Source organism: Limnohabitans lacus, from assembly GCF_030053395.1.
Lineage (GTDB): Bacteria > Pseudomonadota > Gammaproteobacteria > Burkholderiales > Burkholderiaceae_C > Limnohabitans_A > Limnohabitans_A lacus.
The window spans coordinates 170,311-188,873 of sequence record NZ_JASGBH010000007.1; the positions used below are offsets into that span (position 1 = coordinate 170,311).

General features: G+C 60.0%; 20 protein-coding genes, 1 tRNA gene and 2 pseudogenes. 15 read left to right on the top strand and 8 right to left on the bottom strand.

Annotated elements, in window-relative coordinates; genetic code table 11:
- Positions 1-177: 177 nt before the first annotated feature.
- From QLQ16_RS10935 to QLQ16_RS10975, 9 genes are all read left to right on the top strand, one after another.
- Positions 178-1,266 (top strand): RNA-directed DNA polymerase, encoded by a 1,089-nt coding sequence (locus QLQ16_RS10935; RefSeq protein WP_283224724.1) that lies wholly within the window; start codon positions 178-180, stop codon positions 1,264-1,266.
- The gene (locus tag QLQ16_RS10940; RefSeq protein ID WP_283224725.1) at positions 1,263-3,386 is read left to right on the top strand and encodes a ParB/RepB/Spo0J family partition protein; all 2,124 of its coding nucleotides are present in this window, start codon (positions 1,263-1,265) and stop codon (positions 3,384-3,386) included. Before QLQ16_RS10935 ends, QLQ16_RS10940 begins: the two co-directional genes overlap by 4 nt.
- A complete protein-coding gene (locus QLQ16_RS10945) occupies positions 3,383-3,892 on the top strand; it encodes a hypothetical protein (protein WP_283224726.1) in 510 nt (169 codons plus the stop codon). The genes QLQ16_RS10940 and QLQ16_RS10945 overlap by 4 nt, the downstream gene beginning before the upstream one ends.
- The gene (locus QLQ16_RS10950) at positions 3,889-4,233 is read left to right on the top strand and encodes a hypothetical protein (protein ID WP_283224727.1); all 345 of its coding nucleotides are present in this window, start codon (positions 3,889-3,891) and stop codon (positions 4,231-4,233) included. The genes QLQ16_RS10945 and QLQ16_RS10950 overlap by 4 nt, the downstream gene beginning before the upstream one ends.
- Before the next feature lie 185 nt (positions 4,234-4,418).
- On the top strand, positions 4,419-4,688 hold the full coding sequence (locus QLQ16_RS10955; RefSeq protein WP_283224728.1) for a hypothetical protein: 270 nt from the start codon (positions 4,419-4,421) through the stop codon (positions 4,686-4,688).
- Positions 4,685-4,936, top strand: coding sequence for a hypothetical protein (locus QLQ16_RS10960; protein ID WP_283224729.1), 252 nt, complete (start codon positions 4,685-4,687; stop codon positions 4,934-4,936). The genes QLQ16_RS10955 and QLQ16_RS10960 overlap by 4 nt, the downstream gene beginning before the upstream one ends.
- A gap of 41 nt (positions 4,937-4,977) precedes the next feature.
- The gene (locus QLQ16_RS10965; RefSeq protein WP_283224752.1) at positions 4,978-5,436 is read left to right on the top strand and encodes a class I SAM-dependent methyltransferase; all 459 of its coding nucleotides are present in this window, start codon (positions 4,978-4,980) and stop codon (positions 5,434-5,436) included.
- The gene (locus tag QLQ16_RS10970) at positions 5,433-5,834 is read left to right on the top strand and encodes a hypothetical protein (RefSeq protein ID WP_283224730.1); all 402 of its coding nucleotides are present in this window, start codon (positions 5,433-5,435) and stop codon (positions 5,832-5,834) included. The genes QLQ16_RS10965 and QLQ16_RS10970 overlap by 4 nt, the downstream gene beginning before the upstream one ends.
- 338 nt (positions 5,835-6,172) lie before the next feature.
- Positions 6,173-6,886: a tyrosine-type recombinase/integrase gene (locus QLQ16_RS10975; RefSeq protein WP_283224753.1), complete on the top strand. Its 714-nt coding sequence runs from the start codon at positions 6,173-6,175 to the stop codon at positions 6,884-6,886.
- Positions 6,887-6,931: 45 nt separating this feature from the next.
- Here QLQ16_RS10975 and QLQ16_RS10980 read toward each other — a convergent pair.
- From QLQ16_RS10980 to QLQ16_RS11005, 6 genes are all read right to left on the bottom strand, one after another.
- Positions 6,932-7,008: transfer RNA gene (locus tag QLQ16_RS10980), tRNA-Arg, on the bottom strand.
- A gap of 55 nt (positions 7,009-7,063) precedes the next feature.
- Positions 7,064-8,581 (bottom strand): ABC transporter substrate-binding protein, encoded by a 1,518-nt coding sequence (locus QLQ16_RS10985; protein WP_283224731.1) that lies wholly within the window; start codon positions 8,579-8,581, stop codon positions 7,064-7,066.
- Entirely contained in the window at positions 8,578-9,408 is an 831-nt protein-coding gene (locus tag QLQ16_RS10990) for an ATP-binding cassette domain-containing protein (protein ID WP_283224732.1), read from the bottom strand. Before QLQ16_RS10990 ends, QLQ16_RS10985 begins: the two co-directional genes overlap by 4 nt.
- Positions 9,405-10,394, bottom strand: coding sequence for an ABC transporter ATP-binding protein (locus QLQ16_RS10995; RefSeq protein ID WP_283224733.1), 990 nt, complete (start codon positions 10,392-10,394; stop codon positions 9,405-9,407). The genes QLQ16_RS10990 and QLQ16_RS10995 overlap by 4 nt, the downstream gene beginning before the upstream one ends.
- On the bottom strand, positions 10,391-11,233 hold the full coding sequence (locus QLQ16_RS11000; RefSeq protein WP_283224734.1) for an ABC transporter permease: 843 nt from the start codon (positions 11,231-11,233) through the stop codon (positions 10,391-10,393). The genes QLQ16_RS10995 and QLQ16_RS11000 overlap by 4 nt, the downstream gene beginning before the upstream one ends.
- Positions 11,226-12,188, bottom strand: coding sequence for an ABC transporter permease (locus tag QLQ16_RS11005; protein WP_283224735.1), 963 nt, complete (start codon positions 12,186-12,188; stop codon positions 11,226-11,228). Before QLQ16_RS11005 ends, QLQ16_RS11000 begins: the two co-directional genes overlap by 8 nt.
- A gap of 43 nt (positions 12,189-12,231) precedes the next feature.
- Here QLQ16_RS11005 and QLQ16_RS11010 point away from each other — a divergent pair, with 43 nt between their 5' ends.
- The 3 genes from QLQ16_RS11010 (at position 12,232) to QLQ16_RS11020 (ending at position 14,898) form a co-directional block, all read left to right on the top strand.
- Positions 12,232-13,248, top strand: a complete 1,017-nt coding sequence (locus tag QLQ16_RS11010) for a P1 family peptidase (RefSeq protein WP_283224736.1) — start codon at positions 12,232-12,234, stop codon at positions 13,246-13,248.
- Between the two features lie 169 nt (positions 13,249-13,417).
- Positions 13,418-14,056, top strand: a complete 639-nt coding sequence (locus QLQ16_RS11015; RefSeq protein ID WP_283224737.1) for an MBL fold metallo-hydrolase — start codon at positions 13,418-13,420, stop codon at positions 14,054-14,056.
- A 185-nt stretch (positions 14,057-14,241) separates the two neighbouring features.
- Entirely contained in the window at positions 14,242-14,898 is a 657-nt protein-coding gene (locus QLQ16_RS11020; protein WP_283224738.1) for a class I SAM-dependent methyltransferase, read from the top strand.
- 10 nt (positions 14,899-14,908) lie between these two features.
- Here QLQ16_RS11020 and QLQ16_RS11025 read toward each other — a convergent pair whose 3' ends face one another.
- Entirely contained in the window at positions 14,909-15,700 is a 792-nt protein-coding gene (locus QLQ16_RS11025; RefSeq protein WP_283224739.1) for an exodeoxyribonuclease III, read from the bottom strand.
- 10 nt (positions 15,701-15,710) lie between these two features.
- On the opposite strand from QLQ16_RS11025, the gene pyrE reads away from it, so the two are divergent.
- The 3 genes and pseudogenes from pyrE to QLQ16_RS11040 all read left to right on the top strand — a co-directional run.
- Entirely contained in the window at positions 15,711-16,415 is a 705-nt protein-coding gene (gene pyrE / locus QLQ16_RS11030) for an orotate phosphoribosyltransferase (RefSeq protein ID WP_283224740.1), read from the top strand.
- A gap of 635 nt (positions 16,416-17,050) precedes the next feature.
- Entirely contained in the window at positions 17,051-17,383 is a 333-nt protein-coding gene (locus QLQ16_RS11035) for a hypothetical protein (RefSeq protein ID WP_283224741.1), read from the top strand.
- A 24-nt stretch (positions 17,384-17,407) separates the two neighbouring features.
- Positions 17,408-17,815 (top strand): annotated as a pseudogene (locus QLQ16_RS11040) (IS21 family transposase); the annotation flags it as partial.
- A gap of 206 nt (positions 17,816-18,021) precedes the next feature.
- On the opposite strand, the pseudogene istA reads toward QLQ16_RS11040, so the two are convergent.
- Positions 18,022-18,563, bottom strand: a pseudogene (istA, locus tag QLQ16_RS11045) (IS21 family transposase); the annotation flags it as partial.

Genomic DNA, 18,563 nt, shown 5'->3' on the forward strand with positions numbered 1-18,563 from the left:
GCGCACTGCACGTCTGGTGCAGCCACCACCCTGATCGGCGCAAGCCTTCGGGGTGGCAGCGTGTCAAGCGCGATAGGTACGCCTCTTACGCCTGGAATTGCAACTTCAACAACGGCAACCAGAACAACAACCACAAGAGCTACGAAGGCTCGGCTGTCGCCGTCCGCAGATCCACACTTGTTCCACCAACTGGTGCAAGCCTACCTCGACTGCCGCCGCACCAAGCGCAATAGCGCCAGTGCGCTGGCTTTCGAGGCGCAGGCCGAGCACAACCTGCTGCAACTGCATGACGAACTGGCCTCTGGCACCTACCAGCCTGGGCAGTCTGTTTGCTTTGTCATCACCCACCCACGAGCCCGCGAGGTGTGGGCTGCTCAGTTTCGTGACCGCATCGTGCACCACCTGCTTTACAACCAGATCGCGCCACGGTTTCATGCCCGATTCACAGCCGACAGCTGCGCCTGTATTCCGGGCCGTGGCACGCTGTACGCAGCCAAGCGGCTGGAGCACCAGGTGCGCAGCATCACCCGCAACTGGAGCCAGCCAGCGCATTACCTCAAATGCGACTTGGCCAACTTCTTTGTCAGCATCGACAAGGCCGTGTTGCTGGAGCAACTGCAACGCCAAGTGACCGAGGCATGGTGGATGGAGCTGGCCACCTTGGTGCTGATGCACGACCCGCGCCACGATGTGCGCGTGCACGGCAGCAAGGCCGAACTGGCGCTGGTGCCCGCACACAAAAGCTTGTTCAACGCGCCAGATGGCCACGGCCTGCCCATAGGCAACTTGAGCAGCCAATTCTTTGCCAATGTGCTGCTGAACGACCTAGACCAATTTGCCAAACACCAACTGCGCGCACCGCACTATGTGCGCTACGTCGATGACTTTGTGTTGCTGCACCAAAGCCCCCAATGGCTCAACGCAGCACGCCAGCGCATCGAAGCCAAGCTGACCGTCCTGCACCTGCAAATCAACCCACGTAAGACGGTGCTGCAGCCCGTGGCGCGTGGCATTGACTTTGTGGGCCAAGTCATCAAGCCATGGCAGCGCACCACTCGGCGCAAAACACTGCGCACAGCCATGGACCGACTGACCGACATGCCAACCGAAGACCTGCACCAAGCAGGCAATAGCTACTTTGGACTACTGCGCCAAGCCACCCACAGCCACCACGACCGCGCACGACTGGCCAAGCTGCTGCTGCAGCGCGGGCACGCCGTTAAGGCCGACATGACCAAGATTTATCCACAAAGGAAAAGCGCATGACCACCTTCACCCAAGCCCCCCTCGCCCTGATCGTGCCCAGCACGACCAACCCACGCAAGACCTTTGACGCGCCCAAGCTGGCCGAGCTGACCGCCAGCATCGCGGCCATGGGCGTGCACCAGCCTGTGCTGCTGCGACCCCTGCCTGCGCACCGCCTTGAGGACACGGCACGCCTGCAACCCCGGCCGGAATATGAGTTGGTGTGCGGTGAGCGCCGCTACCGTGCCAGCTTGGCTGCCAAGATGCTGACCATCCCCGCGATGGTGCGCGACCTGACCGACGACCAGGTGCTGGAGATCCAGATCGTTGAGAACTTGCAGCGTGACGATCTAACCGAGCTGGAAGAAGCCGAAGGCTACGAAGCCTTGATGAAACACAGCAACCTGAACGCCGACCAGGTGGCCGCAAAGATCGGCAAAAGCCGCAGCTATGTGTATGGCCGCTTGAAGCTGCTCGACTTGTGCCAAGAGGCCCGCACCAGTCTGCGCGACCGCACCATCGACGCCAGCCGCGCGCTGGTGGTGGCCCGCATCCCTGACGAAAAGTTACAGATCAAGGCGATGAAGGAGATCGTGGCCGGTGATCGCTACTTCACCGGCATCAAAGAGCCCATGACCTACCGCGTGGCTTTGCAGCATGTGCAGCAAAATTACATGCTCAACCTGAGCACGGCCAAGTTCAAGATCACCGACGAAAGCCTGCTGGAAGGCGCGGGCAGCTGCAAGACCTGCACCAAGCGCACCGGCCACGACCCGGACTTGTTTGCCGACATCAAAGGTGCAGATGTGTGCACCGACCCGCCTTGCTTCCACCGCAAGGAAGAAGCCCACACCGCCCAGCTGGTGGAAGCTGCCAAGGCCAAGGGCCAGACAGTGATCACCGGCAAAGAAGCCGCCGAGCTGCGTGGCGCGGGCTACCAAGACAAGTTCACCGGCTACCGCCGCTTGGACGATGCCGCCGACAGCCCCACCGACCAGCCGCTGCGCAAGATCATCGGCGGGCTGATGAAGCAAGAAGGCATCAAGCCCGTGGCCATCGAGCACCCCAGCAAGAAAGGCACGCTGGTGGAATGCCTGCCCAACGAGGTGGCGCTGCGCTTGCTGAAGATGGCCGAGAAGCTGAGCCAAACCGAGCCCAAGGCCAGCAAGGAAGTGCAGGAGCTGGTGAGCGCCAAGAAGGCCAAGGCCGAAGAAAAAGCCAAAGGGCAGTTTGAGCAAGGCTGGCGGGACACGCTGGTGGTGGACACGTGGCGCGAACTGCAAGACAGCAGTGGGACGTTTTCAAACGACGTGCACCGCTACCTTGTTGTGCGTGCCGCCAGGAGCCTGAGCACCGACAACGCCGAGGCGATCTGCAAGGTCTTGAACTTGGGCAAAGTGTCGCCTGTCACCGCCGTGGTCGACCACGCCAAAGAAACCGAGCGACCCGACCAACTGCACATGCTGATCATCATGCAAGAAGCCAGCAGCGCTTACGGGCACAGCTACAACGGCACGGCCAACGAAGGCTTGATGCTGATCGCTGGCAAGGTCTTTCACGACCAACTGAAGCGCGTGATCGAGGACATCAAGCTGGAAACGAAGGCCAAAGTTTGGCCCAAAGCCGACGAAAAACCGCAAAAAGCGCCCACCGCGACCGCCCCTGCTGCGCAAGCGGAGGGGGGCGGGGGGGAGGCTAAAAAATCAAAGGCTGCGCTCCGCGCACCGAAGCCGAAGCTGCGTGCCGAAGCTGCAATGCAAGGCATCGCTGCCGCGCTGCAAGACGAAGAAGCCCGGGGCGACTTCGCCCCGGGGAGTTATCTAGGCGCTGACGCGCAAGGCAACGAAGTCGGGCCTGCTTCGCGTCCCGACGAGCCCCTGCAAACGGCTGTGGATGATCAAGCGGACATGGCCCCAGGTAAGGGGGCTAAGCCAGCGGGGCAGATCAAGCGGTCTGACGCATTGCTGGAGGATGCGGTCGAGCTGGTCAAGGCCGAGCAAGCCGTGAGCGTGCGCCTGATCAAAGCCAACCTGAGCGTGGGCACCACACGCGCCATGAAGATCATTGACGAGTTGGAGCGTGATGGTGTGGTGTCCAAGGTGGACGGCAACGGTGCGCGGAAAGTGTTGGTGGCAGCATGAGCCGCAACAAAAAACCCCGCAAAGCCTACCGCCCCAAGGCCATGACCACCGATACGCTTGGGCTGGCCCTGCACTTTGCGGCCAAGCCCACCCAGCAAGACCGCGCCGAGGTGCTGGGCCTGCTGCGCCAAGCCATCCAGGCGCTGCGCCAAGGCGTGGCCACCGAGCACGATTGGTCTGTGGCCGCTGGCAGCGTGACCGTGGCACAGGCCATCGAGCGCCAAGGCATCGTGCGCGGCCTGCATGAGCACATCGCCACCACCGATAAGGCGCTGCAGACGATCTACGACCGCGCCATGCGCACGGGCGCGTGGTGCCGCACAGCGCTGTGGTTCAACGAAATGGATGCGCTGGCCAACTTCTTGGAGATCCACGCCTTCCAGGTCGACCAGCTGGGCCGCAAAGAAATGCTGGCCGCGATTGACGAAGCCCATAAACAAACCCTTGCCCAGGGGCATACCGCCACGCTGGTGCACAACATTGACGCAGAAAGGATGGCCGCATGACCACGAAACACGACCCCTACGCCAGCGAAGAAGAAACCAAAGCCCTGCTGGTGCCGGACACACGCACGGACGCAGAGCGCAAGCTGGACCAAATGATGACCGAGCGAGGCGCTGATGAACAGGGTGCGGAACCAAGCCTGATCTTGCGCCAGATCGCGCTGGAGCTGCTGGACTCAGCGCCACCGGCTTACCCATGCGAGGTCATTCAAGCCGACTTCGGAGACAACACCGTGACGCTCCAAATGATGAACAGCAACTTCAAAGTTTCATCTGGGCTGTATCACCTGTCAAAAGCCCCCGTCACCAACCCACCAAGCCCAAAAAATCATGGAGACATTTGATGCTGTCACTCTTTTCCTCTCGGGCGTCTCGCTCGGACTCGTCATCGGCCACTGGCTCTGCAAGCGCACAGACGTGCCACTCGCATACCAGCGAGGCCGAGCAGACGGCTTCAACGAACTTTGGCCCCACGTGGTCAGATGCTGGGTCAAGGACATCCAATCTGATCGCGTCGCAAGCGCCCGAAGTGAAGCAACTGGTGGTGCTGGCAGCGACACAAAAACTGTTCACTAAGAGCTATTTCGACATCTCCAATTTGCGCGAGATTGCAGAGCTGATTGACGCCCCCACCAAGGGTGGCGCATGGGCCATGTTGCAGCCGTTGCACTACGTTGACTACGCCGACATGCCGCCCATGCTGCGCGAGGCTATTCCGCACCTGGTCAACGAATGCCTGACCGCCCGAGAGCGGGCGGCTACAGACGTCTTTACCGCACTGAAAGGGGTGAGCCTGTGAGCACGCTAGTCAAAATCAACGTCAAGGTCGTGAACCGCACCGACTTGGCCATCCTCGTCAACGACGGCCGCCGTGAAGCGTGGGTGCCGCTCAGCCAGGTGGACGAAGAGATCGAGGAGCCCACACCCCCGCTGGGCATCGTGGCCACCACCGCCATCGTGGTGCAAGACTGGGTGGCCACCGAGAAGGGCTTGCAGCCGAGCCAGCAGGATGACGCGACGATGGATTTGTTTGGGGGCGAGGCGTGACCCACCCACCCATCCTCGACGCCTGCTGTGGCAGCCGAATGATGTGGTTTGACCGCAAAAACCCGAACGTGCTGTTTGCCGACCGACGAAGCGAGACGATCACTGTCACCGACCGCTCCCATGGAAACGCCTCGGGCACGCGCACCATCCACATAGCGCCTGACACTTTGATGGACTTTCGCGCCATGCCCTTTCCCGATGAAACCTTCAAGCTGGTGGCGTTTGACCCGCCGCACCTAGTGCAGGCTGGCCCTAAAAGCTGGCTGGCAGCCAAGTACGGCAAGCTCAGCGACAACTGGCGCGAAGACCTGAACAAGGGCTTTGCAGAGTGCTTTCGCGTGCTGGAGCCCCATGGCGTGCTGGTCTTTAAGTGGAACGAAACTCAGGTGAAGCTGCGTGAAGTTCTGGCCCTGACACCACACCAACCACTGTTTGGCAACACCTCTGGAAAAAAAGCCGGCACCCACTGGCTTGTCTTTATGAAAGGCACCACACCATGACCCCCAAACGCGGCCTAACCCACGCCGAGGCCATGGCGTACGTGGGCGTGAAGCGCCGCACCTTTGACGAGGTGTGGCGTCCCAAGCTGGTGGGCATGCGTCAAGGCGCGTGCATGGTGTTTGACCGGCTGGATCTAGACCGGCTGTTTGACCAGTTCAAACAAGAGGCCGCTGGCCAGCCCGTGGCGGCCAACGATTCGACAAGCCCGGCCAGCACGGCGCACAATGGCGACCGGAACGAACGGCCCGCCATTCAAAAAGGAGAGAAATCATGGGCCAAAAAACAAGGGGCATCTACCCCGACACAAACGGGCTATGGCAGGTTGACAAGTGGAAGCGTGGCACTCGATTTCGCCAGCGCGGCCTCGCGAGCTATGACGAAGCGGAACGCTGGCTGATTGCCCAGCTGGCCGCTCAGCGCGAAGTGCTGGTGCATGGACAGCGCACCGCCGCCACTTTCAACCAGGCTGCAGCCCATTACATCAGCCTGCACGAACAGAAGGCCTCTTTGGAGACCGAGATTTACATGCTCAAAAGCGTCATGCCCCACATCGGGCACTTGGACTTGCGCCAGGTGCACGACGGCTCGCTTGCGCCCTTCAAGGCGCAACGGCTGGTCGAGGGGCGGGCGCACAAGACCATTAATCTGGCCTTGGGCGTCGTGCGCCGCATCCTCAATCTCGCGGCCACCAGCTGGCGAGACGATGCGGGCAAGACGTGGCTTGAGCAAGCGCCCATGATCACCCTGCTGCCACTCGTTGGGCACCAACGCGAGCCCACGCCCATCACATGGGCAGAGCAACGCGCCCTGCTGCCCAAGCTGCCCACCCACCTGGCCAACATGGCGCTGTTCACGCTGAACACCGGCGTGCGGGACGATGTGGTGTGCAGCCTCAAGTGGGAGTGGGAGATCAAAGTGCCCGAGCTGGGGATCTCGGTGTTTGAGGTGCCCCGCCAGCATGTGAAGGGGCGCAAGAAGTCACGGGTGGTGATCTGCAACAGCGTGGCGCAATCGGTCGTGGAAGCGGTGCGTGGCCAGCACGAGGAGTTTGTTTTTGTGTACCGGCGTGAACGGGTCAAAAACCTGTCTGAAGCGCCTGCAATGCCCTACCGGCGCATCCAGACCATGAACAACACCGCGTGGCAAACAGCCCGCAAAGCCGTGGGCCTGGGCGACTTGCATGTGCACGACTTGCGCCACACCGTGGGCATGCGCCTGCGCGAAGCCGGGGTGCCCGAGAGCACGATTGCAGACATCCTGTGGCACAGCACCAAGACCATGACCCAGCACTACAGCGTGGGCCAGATCGTGGAGCTGCACCAGGCGCTGGAAAAGGTGAAAGACGATGCAGGCCGGTGGAACAAGTCGCTGGCGATGCTGAAACGGGAGCAAGCGGGGGAATTTGCGGGGGCCACCCCCCCAAAAGTCCCCCAGCTGAAAGTGGCGTAGAAATGGAAAAAGCCCTAGAACATCACTGTTCTAGGGCTAACCATTTGGTGCGGCTGGCAGGAATCGAACCCACGACCCCTTGGTTCGTAGCCAAGTACTCTATCCAGCTGAGCTACAGCCGCATCATGCATCGAATTATAGCAAGCTTTTCAGGGCAGTTTTGGGCGGCCCCTCAATTTATTGCCAGGACACGGCCGACATGTCGTTGGCAAAAATCGGCGAGCTCGACCACAGACCTTTGAGGCCTTTGCGGTACACCGCGGTGTTGGTGGCGTTGAACAGGAACACGTTGACCGCATCCTTGGCGATCATGCGCTGCATGTCGCCAAACAGCTGCGTGCGCTCTTTGGCCGCCGTGGTGGCCGCGTGTTTGGCCGCCAAGTCGCGGAAAGCCTTGCTGTCGTAACCCCAGTAGTACTGCGGGTTGGCATAAGCCATGTAGTCCAGTGGTTCAACGTGGTTGATCACCGTCAGGTCAAAGTTGCCCTTGAAGGTGCCGCCCAGCCACTGCGCCCATTCGACGTTTTCAATTTTGGCCACGATGCCCACTTTGGCCAACTGCGCAGCCAGGATCTCACCCCCCCTGCGGGCGTAAGGCGGCGGGGGCAAGGTCAGGGTCACGTTCAGCGGGGTTTGCACCCCGGCTTCCTTGAGCAGGGCCTTGGCTTTTTCGGGGTCGTAAGCGTAGGTGTTGCTCAACTCCACATAGCCCGCATCGGTGGGCGCCATGTGGCTGCCGATGGGTTTGGCCAGCCCTTCAAACACGCCGTCGATGAAGGCTTTCTTGTCAACCGCGTGCGACAAGGCGCGGCGCACGCGCACATCGTCAAACGGCTTTTTGCGGTTGTTGATGGTCATGATGCCTTTACCGGCCGTGCTGCCCATCTCGACCACAAAGCGTTTGTCTGACTGGAATTGCTTGAGGCTTTGCGGCGACTGGAAACGCGGCATGCCGTCGATGTCGCCCGCCAGCAAGGCGGCCACCTGGGCGGCCGAGTCGTTGATGAAACGGAAAGTGACTTTCTTCACTTTAACGGAAGCGGCATCGCGAAAGCCATCCCATTTGGACAAAGTCACCGCAGAGCCTTTGGCCCAGCTGTCGAGTTTGTAGGGGCCTGTGCCCACGGGCTTGGTGGCGGCGTTGGCGGCGCTGTCCGGGTGCAAGATCACGGCGGTGTTCTCACCCATGCGGAACAGGAAGTTGCCGTCCGGGTTGCTCAGCACCAGCACCACGGTGTGTGCGTCGGGGGTCGAGATGTGGCTGATGTTGTTGAACACCGCGCCTTTGGCTTTGTTGGTGCTCTTGGCGTCTTTGGCCCGCTCGAAGCTGAACTTGACAGCGGCAGAGTCGAATGGCGCACCATCAGAAAACTTCACGCCCCGGCGCAGCTTGAAGGTGTAGGCCTTGCCGTCGGCGTCCATTTTCCAGCTCTCGGCCAGCAAGGGGCTGATGCTGCCATCCACATTGATTTTGGTCAGGCCCTCGAGGATGTTGTAGTGCACCACCTCGCCGATGGCGGCCGCCGGGGCCATGGTCGGGTCGAGGCTGGTGGGCTCCAGGATCATGCCCAGCGTGACGGTGTCCTTGCGCGACTGCGCTTGCGCCTGTAAAGGGGCAGCCACCCCAGTGGCGACCAACACGGCGACCGAGCTCAAAGCGAGGGTGCGGCGGGTCAAAGAAAAGACGTTTTTCATGGGGTCTCCTGCGTCAAAAATGAAGGGGGCTGGCCCGGAATGGCGGCCAATAACTTGCGAGTGTAAGGGTGCTCGGCCTGCTTAAAAATCTGGCTTGCGGGGCCTTGTTCCACCACACGACCCGACTGCAGCACCAGCACATCGTCGCACATCAAATTCACCACCGCCAGGTCGTGGCTGACGAACAGATAACTCAGGCCGTAGCGGTCTTGCAGGTCCATCATCAAATTAAGGACTTGGGCCTGCACCGACACATCGAGCGCACTGACCGGCTCATCGGCCACGATCAAGGCAGGTCGCGTGATCAAGGCCCGGGCGATCGCAATGCGCTGGCGCTGCCCGCCCGAAAACTCATGCGGGTACTTGTCCAGATCGCCGCTGCGCAGACCGACTTCGTGCAAGGCTTGCGCGGCCCGCTCCCGCAGCTCAGCTCGGCTCAAGGCCTTGCCCGCATGCAATGACGCCAGGGGCTCGGCCACGATGCGCCACACCAGCTGCCGCGGATCGAGCGAACCATAAGGGTCCTGAAACACCATCTGAAAGCCACTGCGTGCCTGCCGCAAGTCGGCCGCGCTCAAGGCGTGCAAGTCCACGCCATTCATCAGCACCTGGCCTGCACTGGGCTGATCCAGCGCCATCACCAACCGCGCCAAAGTGGATTTGCCCGAACCCGACTCGCCCACCACGCCCAGGCTTTTGCCTGCATGCAAGGTGAAGCTCACATCCGACAAGGCCTGCAAATGCGCGGGCGCAGACCACAGCCCTGCACGGGGCAAGGCAAAGCGCCGGCTCAGATGACGCACGTCGAGCAAGGGTGCCGCGCTCATGGCTGGCTCCAACGTGGACAACGCACTTGGTGCTCGAAAGCGCTCGGCAGTGCAGGCGCCAGCCTCAGCACGTCAGGACTTGCCTTAGGACAATCGCCCACCGCCTTGGGGCAGCGGTCTGCAAAGCTGCAACCTTGGGGCAAGTCCACCAGATCGGGTACGCGGCCTGCAATAGTGGTCAATCGGGTGCCACGCGACAGGCCCAATCGGGGCCGCGCGGCAAACAAACCCTGCGTGTAGGGGTGCGCCCGGTGTGCGAACAATTCGGGGGTGGATGCGCTTTCGACCACCGCGCCGCCGTACATGACCAACACGCGCTCGACCTGGTCTTGCATCAGGCCCAAGTCGTGGCTGATCAAGAGCAAACCCATGCCCTCTTCGCGCACCAATTGCTGGATCAGCGCCAGCACTTCTTTTTGCACCGTCACATCCAGCGCTGTGGTGGGTTCATCGGCGATCAGCAAGTCAGGTCCGCAAGCCAGCGCGATGGCGATCATCACCCTTTGCCTTTGTCCGCCGGACAACTGGTGCGGATAAGCATCCAGTCGCTCGCGGGCGCGGGGCAATTGCACGCGCTCGAGCAGCGCCAGCGCACGGGCTTTGGCCTGAGCCACACCCATGTTTTGGTGCAAGCACAAAGGCTCGGCGATCTGCTTCCAAATTGGGTGCAAAGGGTTGAGCGCCGTCATCGGCTCCTGAAAAATCATGGCCATGCGGGCACCGCGCAGCTGGCACATCTGCGGCTCGGGCATGCCCACCAGTTCGGCGTCGTTCAGGCGCATGGAACCGCTGACCTCTGCCCGCTCGGGGAGCAGCCCCATCAGGGCCAAAGCGGTCAGCGATTTGCCACAACCGCTCTCACCGATCAGGCCGAGGGTCTGCCCCTTGGCCATGCTGAAGGACACGCCGCGCAAAGCCTGCGCCCAGCCCCGCGCCGTGGGCAAGCCCACGCGCAGGTCTTTCACATCCAATAAAGCGGCTGTCATCGTTGTCTGGCCAATCGGGGATCGAGCAAGTCGCGCAAGCCATCGCCCATGAGGTTCAGGCCCAGCACCGCCAAAGCAATGGCCACGCCGGGGTACACAGCCAGCAGCGGCGCCTGGAACATTTGCGATTGCGCCTCGTTGAGCATGCGGCCCCAGCTGGCCTGTGGCGGCTGTGTGCCCAAGCCCAAATAAGACAAAGCCGCCTCGGCCAAGATGGCAATCGCAAATTGAATCGTCGCTTGCACGATGAGAACGCTCACGATGTTGGGCAGCACGTGGTCGAAGGTGATGCGCCCAGGGCCCTTGCCGGCCGCACGCGCCGCGGTGCAATAGTCGCGCGACCACACCGCTTGCGCCGCCCCGCGCGTGATGCGTGCGAACACCGGGATGTTGAAAATACCGATCGCCACAATGCTGACCACCAAACCGGGCCCGTAAATGGCCGTCAGCATGATGGCCGAAAGCAGCGCCGGAAAGGCGAAAGTAAAGTCCGCAGCCCGCATGAGCAGTTCATCCACCCAGCCGCGCCGCGCTGCCGCCAGCAAGCCCAGCGGCACGCCCGCGCCCAAACCGATGCCCACCGCAATGAAGCCCACCAGCAGGGAGTTCTGGCTGCCCACCAGCAACAAGGACGCGATGTCGCGGCCCAGGCTGTCGGTGCCCAGCCAATGCGCGGCACTGGGCGAGGCCAGTTTGTTCGGAATGTCGATGTCCCCCACCGGGTAAGGCGACCACAGCAGCGACAGCAATGCGCTCAAAATCAGCCAAGCCACCATGCACCCGCCCGCCACAAAGCTGGGGTGCCGCCGGGCGCGTGACCAAAAGCCTTGTTCAGCCATGGGCCACCTTGAGCCGCGGATCGATCCACGCATAGAGCACGTCGATGGCGAAGTTGATCAAGATCACCAAGGCCGACAGCAGCATGACCACGTCGCGCACCACGATCAGATCGCGGTTGGCAATGGCCTGAAAAATCAGCCGCCCGATGCCGGGCAGCACAAACACGTTCTCAATCACGATGGCGCTGGTGATCAGGTTGCCAAACTGCAAACCCATCACCGTGAGCACCGGGATCATCGCGTTGCGCAGCACATGGCCCCACAAGACCTCCCGCCGCGACAAGCCCTTGGCACGGGCCGTGCGCACAAAGTCTTCGCGCAGGGTGTCCAGCACCGCCGAGCGTGTGACGCGTGTGAGGATGGCCGTCTGCACCGCCGCCAGCGCCATGGCCGGCAAGAGCAAGGCTGCCACAGCGGGCCACACGCCACCGCCACTGTCCTCGGTCCAACCCGGAAAGCCGCCCGCACTCACCCACTGCAGGTGCACGGCAAACAGCAAGATCAGCAAGATCGCCAGCCAGAAGTTGGGAATGGCCAGCCCCAGCTGGCTGAGTGTCATCACGCCCACATCGCCCGCCTTGTTTTGTTGAGAGGCCGCATAGATGCCCACGCCTAGCGCCACCGCCACCGTGATGGCCATGGCCATCACCGCCAAGGGCAAGGTGACCTGCATGCGCTCGGCCATCAGCTCGGCGGTGGGGGTGTCATAAGAGATGCTGAGGCCGGTTTGCCCTTGGAGCAAGCCGCCCATCCAGCGGGCATAGCGCAAGGGTGCGGGCTGGTTCAGGCCCAGTTTTTCTTCCATCGCCGCAATCGATTCAGCGGTGGCTGTCTCGCCCAAAATGACTTGCGCCGCATTGCCCGGCAACAGCTCCAACACGGCAAACACGATGACCGAGGTGGCCACCAAGGTCAATGCAAAGCTGATCAGTCGTCTGAGAATAAATAATGGCACGCTCTCGCCTAAGATAAATGACCGCCGACAACACGAGTTCGACATGACATCGCCAAAGATTGTAAACACCGCCACCGGCTCCATCGTGGACGTGCTGGGCCTGCAAGTGGGCCATTTCACGCACAGCCAGCGCCTGACCGGCTGCTCGGTCGTGCTGGCCCCACAAGGTGCCGTGGGCGCTGTCGATGTGCGTGGCGCCGCCCCCGGCACGCGCGAGACCGATCTGCTCGATCCGTCCAACTTGGTTGAGAAGGTGCACGCCGTTTTGCTCAGCGGCGGCAGCGCCTTTGGGCTGGACGCGGCCAGCGGCGTGATGCGCTGGCTGGATGAACACGGCATCGGTTTTGAAACTGGATACGGCCGTGTGCCCATCGTGCCGGCCGCCGTGCTGTTCGACTTGCCTGTGGTGCGCCCAGGCGACCAAGCCCACATCCGACCCGATGCGGACGCCGGTTATGCCGCCTGCCAGGCCGCCTCCAACAAAACACCTGCCGCAGGCAATGTGGGCGCAGGTGCCGGCGCCAGTGTGGGCAAACTGTTTGGCTTGAACCGCGCCATGAAAGGCGGCATTGGCAACGCCAGTGTGCGCGTGGGCCCATGGGTGGTCGGCGCTTTGGTGGCGTGCAATGCCATTGGCGATGTGCTGGACCCGGCCACCGGCCAGGTCATCGCAGGCGCCCGCACGGCAGACGGCCAAAGCCTGCTCGACACCCAAGCGGCATTGCTGCGCGGCGAGCGCAGCACACGCCCGATGCCCGGCACCAACACCACCATCGGCGTGATCGCCACCAACGCCACTTTGAACAAAGCACAAGCCAAGCGCTTGGCCGTCAGCGCCCACGACGGGCTGGCCCGGACCATACGCCCCGCCCACACCACGCTGGACGGCGACACTTTGTTTGCGCTGGCCACTGGCACCGAAACATCCGCCCCCGATTTGATGCTGCTCACCGTGATGGCCGCTGAGGCCACTGCCTTGGCCACAGTGAATGCCATCTGCCAGGCGCGGGGCATTGAAACGAATCTGGGGGTTTTGCCTTCGGCCACAGATTGGCACTAATTCGCTGAATGAACAGGTCCATGGGCACAGGAAAATTGACACCGATGTCACAGAGCACGGCCTTGACCCTGCAAAACCGTCATGAGATCTGATCTGCTTGAGTTCTTGCGAAGATGGCATATATGCTCCAAGTCCTCAACATGGGTATCAAACACCAGATAATCCAAGGATGCTGCAATACCAAACCATCCCCGTCACACCCTTTCAGCAAAACTGCTCCTTGGTCTGGGACGACCAGACGCGTCAAGCGGCCATCATTGACCCGGGTGGCGATTTAGATGTGCTGCTGGGTGCAGTCAAGCAGCTGGGCCTCCAACTCGAACAAATCTGGATCACCCATGGCCATGTGGACCATGCTGCAGGCACAGCCGATCTGGCCGAGCAATTGCAGTTGCCCATCATCGGCCCGCACCCAGGCGACCAGTTCTGGATCGAAGGCCTCACGCAGGCTGCGGCCATGTACGGCTTCCCACCCGCACGCGCCTTCAAGCCCACACGCTGGCTGGATGACGGCGACACCGTGACGCTGGGCAGCCACACCCTGCAAGTGCGCCACTGCCCTGGCCACACGCCTGGCCATGTGGTGTTTTACTCGCCCGAAATCCAGCGCGCTTTTGTGGGCGATGTGCTGTTTGCCGGCAGCATCGGCCGCACCGACTTCCCGCAAGGCAACCACGAAGACCTGATCAACAGCATCACACAACGTCTGTGGCCGATGGGCAATGACACGGTGTTCATTCCAGGCCACGGCCCTGAGAGCACCTTCGGGCGCGAGCGCCAATCCAACCCTTACGTGCGCGGCACTTGATGGGCCTCTATTGGCCCGCTGGTTTCCGGCTCGTAGCCGGTCATGCATGACCTCAGCCCGAAAAAGCGTACAGTCAGGCCAACCCAGCGCCTTGTGAGTTTCGTCCCCGCGCTGTCACGACTGCACTTCTGAACGCATCAGCATTTGGCTATCTGACCAAACAGGAAAGCATCGCCGTCACAGGGGTGGATGACCTGATCATCCGCTCCCTGCTCGACAACAACCAATTCCACGACCCACTGGACGAGGCGCTCAACCTGGGCATCTCATCGGCCGCCTGGCCGCTGTTTGGCTTGTTGTGGCCGTCTGGCGCGCGCATGGCCGAGCGCATGGCGCAGCGGCCCGTCACCAGCGAACGGATTTTGGAAATCGGTTGTGGACTGGCCCTGTCCAGTTTGGTGGCGCACCGGCGTGGCGCCAACGTCACCGCCAGCGATTGCCATCCTTTGACGCATGCTTTCCTCGACAAAAACACCCAGCTCAACCACTTACAGCCCATCGCCTACCGGCATGGTTTGTGGGGGATGGCGACACGGCGCGAAGACGGCCAACCCGTCCTGACCCAAGCCCACGATGCACCCTTGACTGGGCTGTTTGACCTGATCGTGGGCAGTGACATCCTGTACGAGCGGGACGACGAGGGCACGCTGGCCAACTTCATCGACGAACACGCGGCGACCCGCTCGGAAATTTGGGTGATCGACCCCAACCGGGGCAACCGCGCAGCCTTTCACAAGCACATGGCGCGAGTGGGCTTTGCGATGCATGAACAGGTGCTGGCCCAAGCCGCACACGAAGGCGTGGACGCCTACAAGGGGCGCATGCTGACCTACACCCGCTAGGGGTTTGCCATCAGAGGCTGAAGTCGTAGCCGATCGTGATTGGCGCGTGATCCGAAAACTTCACGCCCTTGAAGATGTGCTCAGTGCGCGCCTTCTCGGCCACGGCCGGTGTGGCCAGGTGGTAGTCCAGACGCCAGCCGACATTCTTGGCGTAGGCCTGGCCCCGGTTACTCCACCAGGTGTAGCAATCGTCGGTGGTCTGGGGCTTGAGGTGCCGGTACACATCCACCACACCGCCTTCGGTGGTGAGCTTGGTCATCCAGGCGCGCTCTTCGGGCAAGAAACCGCTGTTCTTGAGGTTGCCCTTCCAGTTCTTCAGATCGGCCTCTTTGTGCGCGATGTTCACGTCGCTGCACACCACGAAATCACGCTCGGCCTTGAGGGCCATCAAATGCGGATAGATCTTGTCCAAAAAACGGAATTTGGCTTCTTGTCGCTCGGGGCCTGACGAACCACTTGGGAAATACACACTGATGATGGACAACTTGCGGGCGGGCGTGTCAAAACGCACCTCGGCATAGCGCCCCTCGGCATCGAACTCGTCGCCGTCAAAGCCGATCACCACGTCGCTGGGCTCATGGCGGGTGTACACCCCCACGCCCGAATAGCCCTTTTTCTGGGCAAAGTGGAAATGGCCTTTCAGACCGGCCAGCTCTTCGAACTTGCCCGCCACATCGGGCGCTTGGGCTTTGACCTCTTGCACGCAAATACAATCGGGGTTTTCTTGCGCCAGCCAGGCTTCGACCCCTTTGGTCGTGGCCGAACGGATGCCGTTGAGGTTAAGGCTGGTGAGTTTGAACAAGGATTTCCCCATGGTGACAGAACAGGCAAGCAGCGCCAACATGCAGGCGCTCGCTCAGGAATTTGTGCAATTTGCGATCGAATCGGGTGTGTTGCGCTTTGGTGAATTCAAAACCAAAGCGGGCCGCATGAGCCCTTACTTCTTCAACGCCGGCCTGTTTGACGATGGCGCCAAGCTCAGCCGACTGGCGCAATTTTATGCAAAAGCCCTGCTGGCCAGCAGCATCGAGTTCGACATGATCTTTGGCCCCGCCTACAAAGGCATTCCGCTGGGCGCGGCCGTCGCCATCGAGCTGGCCCGCTTGGGCAAAAACGTGCCCTTTGCCTACAACCGCAAAGAAGCCAAAGACCACGGCGAAGGCGGCTCTTTGGTCGGCGCCCCCCTGCAAGGCCGCGTGCTGATCGTCGACGACGTGATGAGCGCCGGCACCGCCGCCCGCGAATCCATTGCCCTGATCAAAGCCGCTGGGGCCACACCCCACGCCATGGCCATTGCTTTGGACCGCCAGGAAATGGCCACCGAAAAACAAGCCGATGGCTCGGTGCAAGACGTGCCCCACAGCGCCGTGCAATACGTGCGCAACACCTTAGGCATGGGCGTGTGCTGCATCGCGCAGCTGTCGGATTTGCTGGCCTACTTGTCCGCGCAAGACGGCAACGAGATGGGCCAACACCTGCCCAAAGTGCAGGCCTACCGCGACCGTTACGGGGTGTAAACACCTCTCGCCCTTGGGGGAACAGCCCGCCCCCAATGAGGCCAAGCCTGCGCAAAGGCTGACAGGGCCCCGTCACAACGGCACCGAGTCGCAACTCGAAGCTTGGGTGCACGACCCTCCCCCCCGATTCAACCCTGCGGTCACAAGATGCGCAGCGGCCATCTTGCGCCTTCTGCGAACTGACTGATATCTGGCGATGTCTGACCGAGAGCCAAGCCTCTTGCCAGCGGTAGCAAGTCACGTCCTCAATTTCTGGTTACTTCACGCGCGATTGGCTTTTTCAAAGCGCCGATGCGTTTTTTTACAAGGCATTGAAGCCCTCAAACACCATGACTCGACAACTTGGGCCCTCGAAGTGCGCCCACCAGCTTGAAGCAGCGGAATCCTCATTTAACTAAATTAATTAATTTGCAAATTATATATTTTGTTTATTAAACACAAGATATCTGTTTTTTGAAAATGTTGAAAATATTAATTTAATTACGAAGAGATACAAAATTTTAAAAGTGACGACTTTTTGAATAAAAAAACGATGTCTTCCGTGGATAATTGATCCAAAAAATACTTACTAAGTATGAATTGTTTTTTATACAAGTTAACCAGCAGGCATTCAACAAGTCAAAACGGAGATCTCCATGAAACAGTTGAGCAAAAGCTTACGAAGCATTAAACGACTGAGTCGAATGGGATGCATAACCCTGTCGTTGATGTTGATCGGTTCTGCAATTGCACAAGGCATTCCAGGCACCAGTTTTTCACGGCAAAGCACGGTCGGGGAAACCTATAACCTCAAAAACACCCAAATCGCAGCCGATCAAAGTCGGATCATTTTTTACAGACCGACCCATGCTAGGACAGGTGAAACATCAACCATCTACATTGTTGGTTTATTTTCAAAATTGAGCCATTTCCCCCATCTTTCACGACAGAGTTTGAGCCACGTTCAACATATCCTGCTAATTTTTTAGGCAGGGTGTGCAGGAGTGATCAACGTGGGAACACTTAGCAAATTGCGCCGTCTGGTACTACGTGAAGGCGTATCAGTTCGTGAAGCAGCCCAGAGGGTTGGAATTGCCCGCAACACAGCTTCGCGCTGGCTCGCTTTAGGCGATATGGTTGAGCCTCGCTATCGAAGAAGAGTGCCCTCTACTTCGATCTTGGAGCCTTATAAAGAGCAACTTGTGCTGTGGCTTAAAGCAGATGTACATCGCAATAAGCGAGATCGCAGAACGACTAAGCAAATCTTTGAAGGTATTCGCGAACTTGGATACGGAGGCAGTAAAGGACCTGTTTACGAGTATTGCAAGCATTGGCGAGATCAGCAAAAGAATGCACCAAGGCACGCTGGCTTTGTTCCACTGAGCTTTGAGCTCGGTGAGGCTTTTCAGTTTGACTGGAGCTTGTTGATTCATCAACCAAACTGAGCCAAGTTTCACGTCAAATATTGAGCCACTTGGTTATTGATATTTCTTTACTCGTTTGTGGATAAGTCTAGGGGCATCGCTGCTTCTTCAACTCCTTTCATCGACTTTGTTCGAATGCTCTTTGACCCCTTCGTCTTTGCGCTAGAGCTCCTGAATCGCCAACTTTGATTACCTGTTTCAACACACCGCTCAACTAACCACGCATTTAGCTCATCCAGTGATGCCCACCTTTTATCACTCGCATCTCTCCAGATTCCTCGACGTCGGTCTTGAACGTTCTTTTCTACAATTCCCTTCTCCCAGCCTGCTGCTCGATTGCAGAACTCGGGCTCAAAAAGGTAATGTCCGGTCATTGCTTCAAACCTTGCGTTGATACTCCTTTGCTTGCCGGAGCCAACTTTGTCGATCGCAGTCTTCATGTTGTCGTAGATGCCACGCTTAGGGACACCGCCGAAGACCTCAAAGGCTCTACGATGAGCATCAAACAGCATCTCATGTGACTGAGCGTAATAGGCGACCATCAAGAACGCCCGACTGGCAGCGAGTTTGATGTGTGCGACTTCCAAACGTCTTCTAAGTCCCTCAACAAACACATACTCACAGCTCCAGTCAAACTGAAAAGCCTCACCGAGCTCAAAGCTCAGTGGAACAAAGCCAGCGTGCCTTGGTGCATTCTTTTGCTGATCTCGCCAATGCTTGCAATACTCGTAAACAGGTCCTTTAC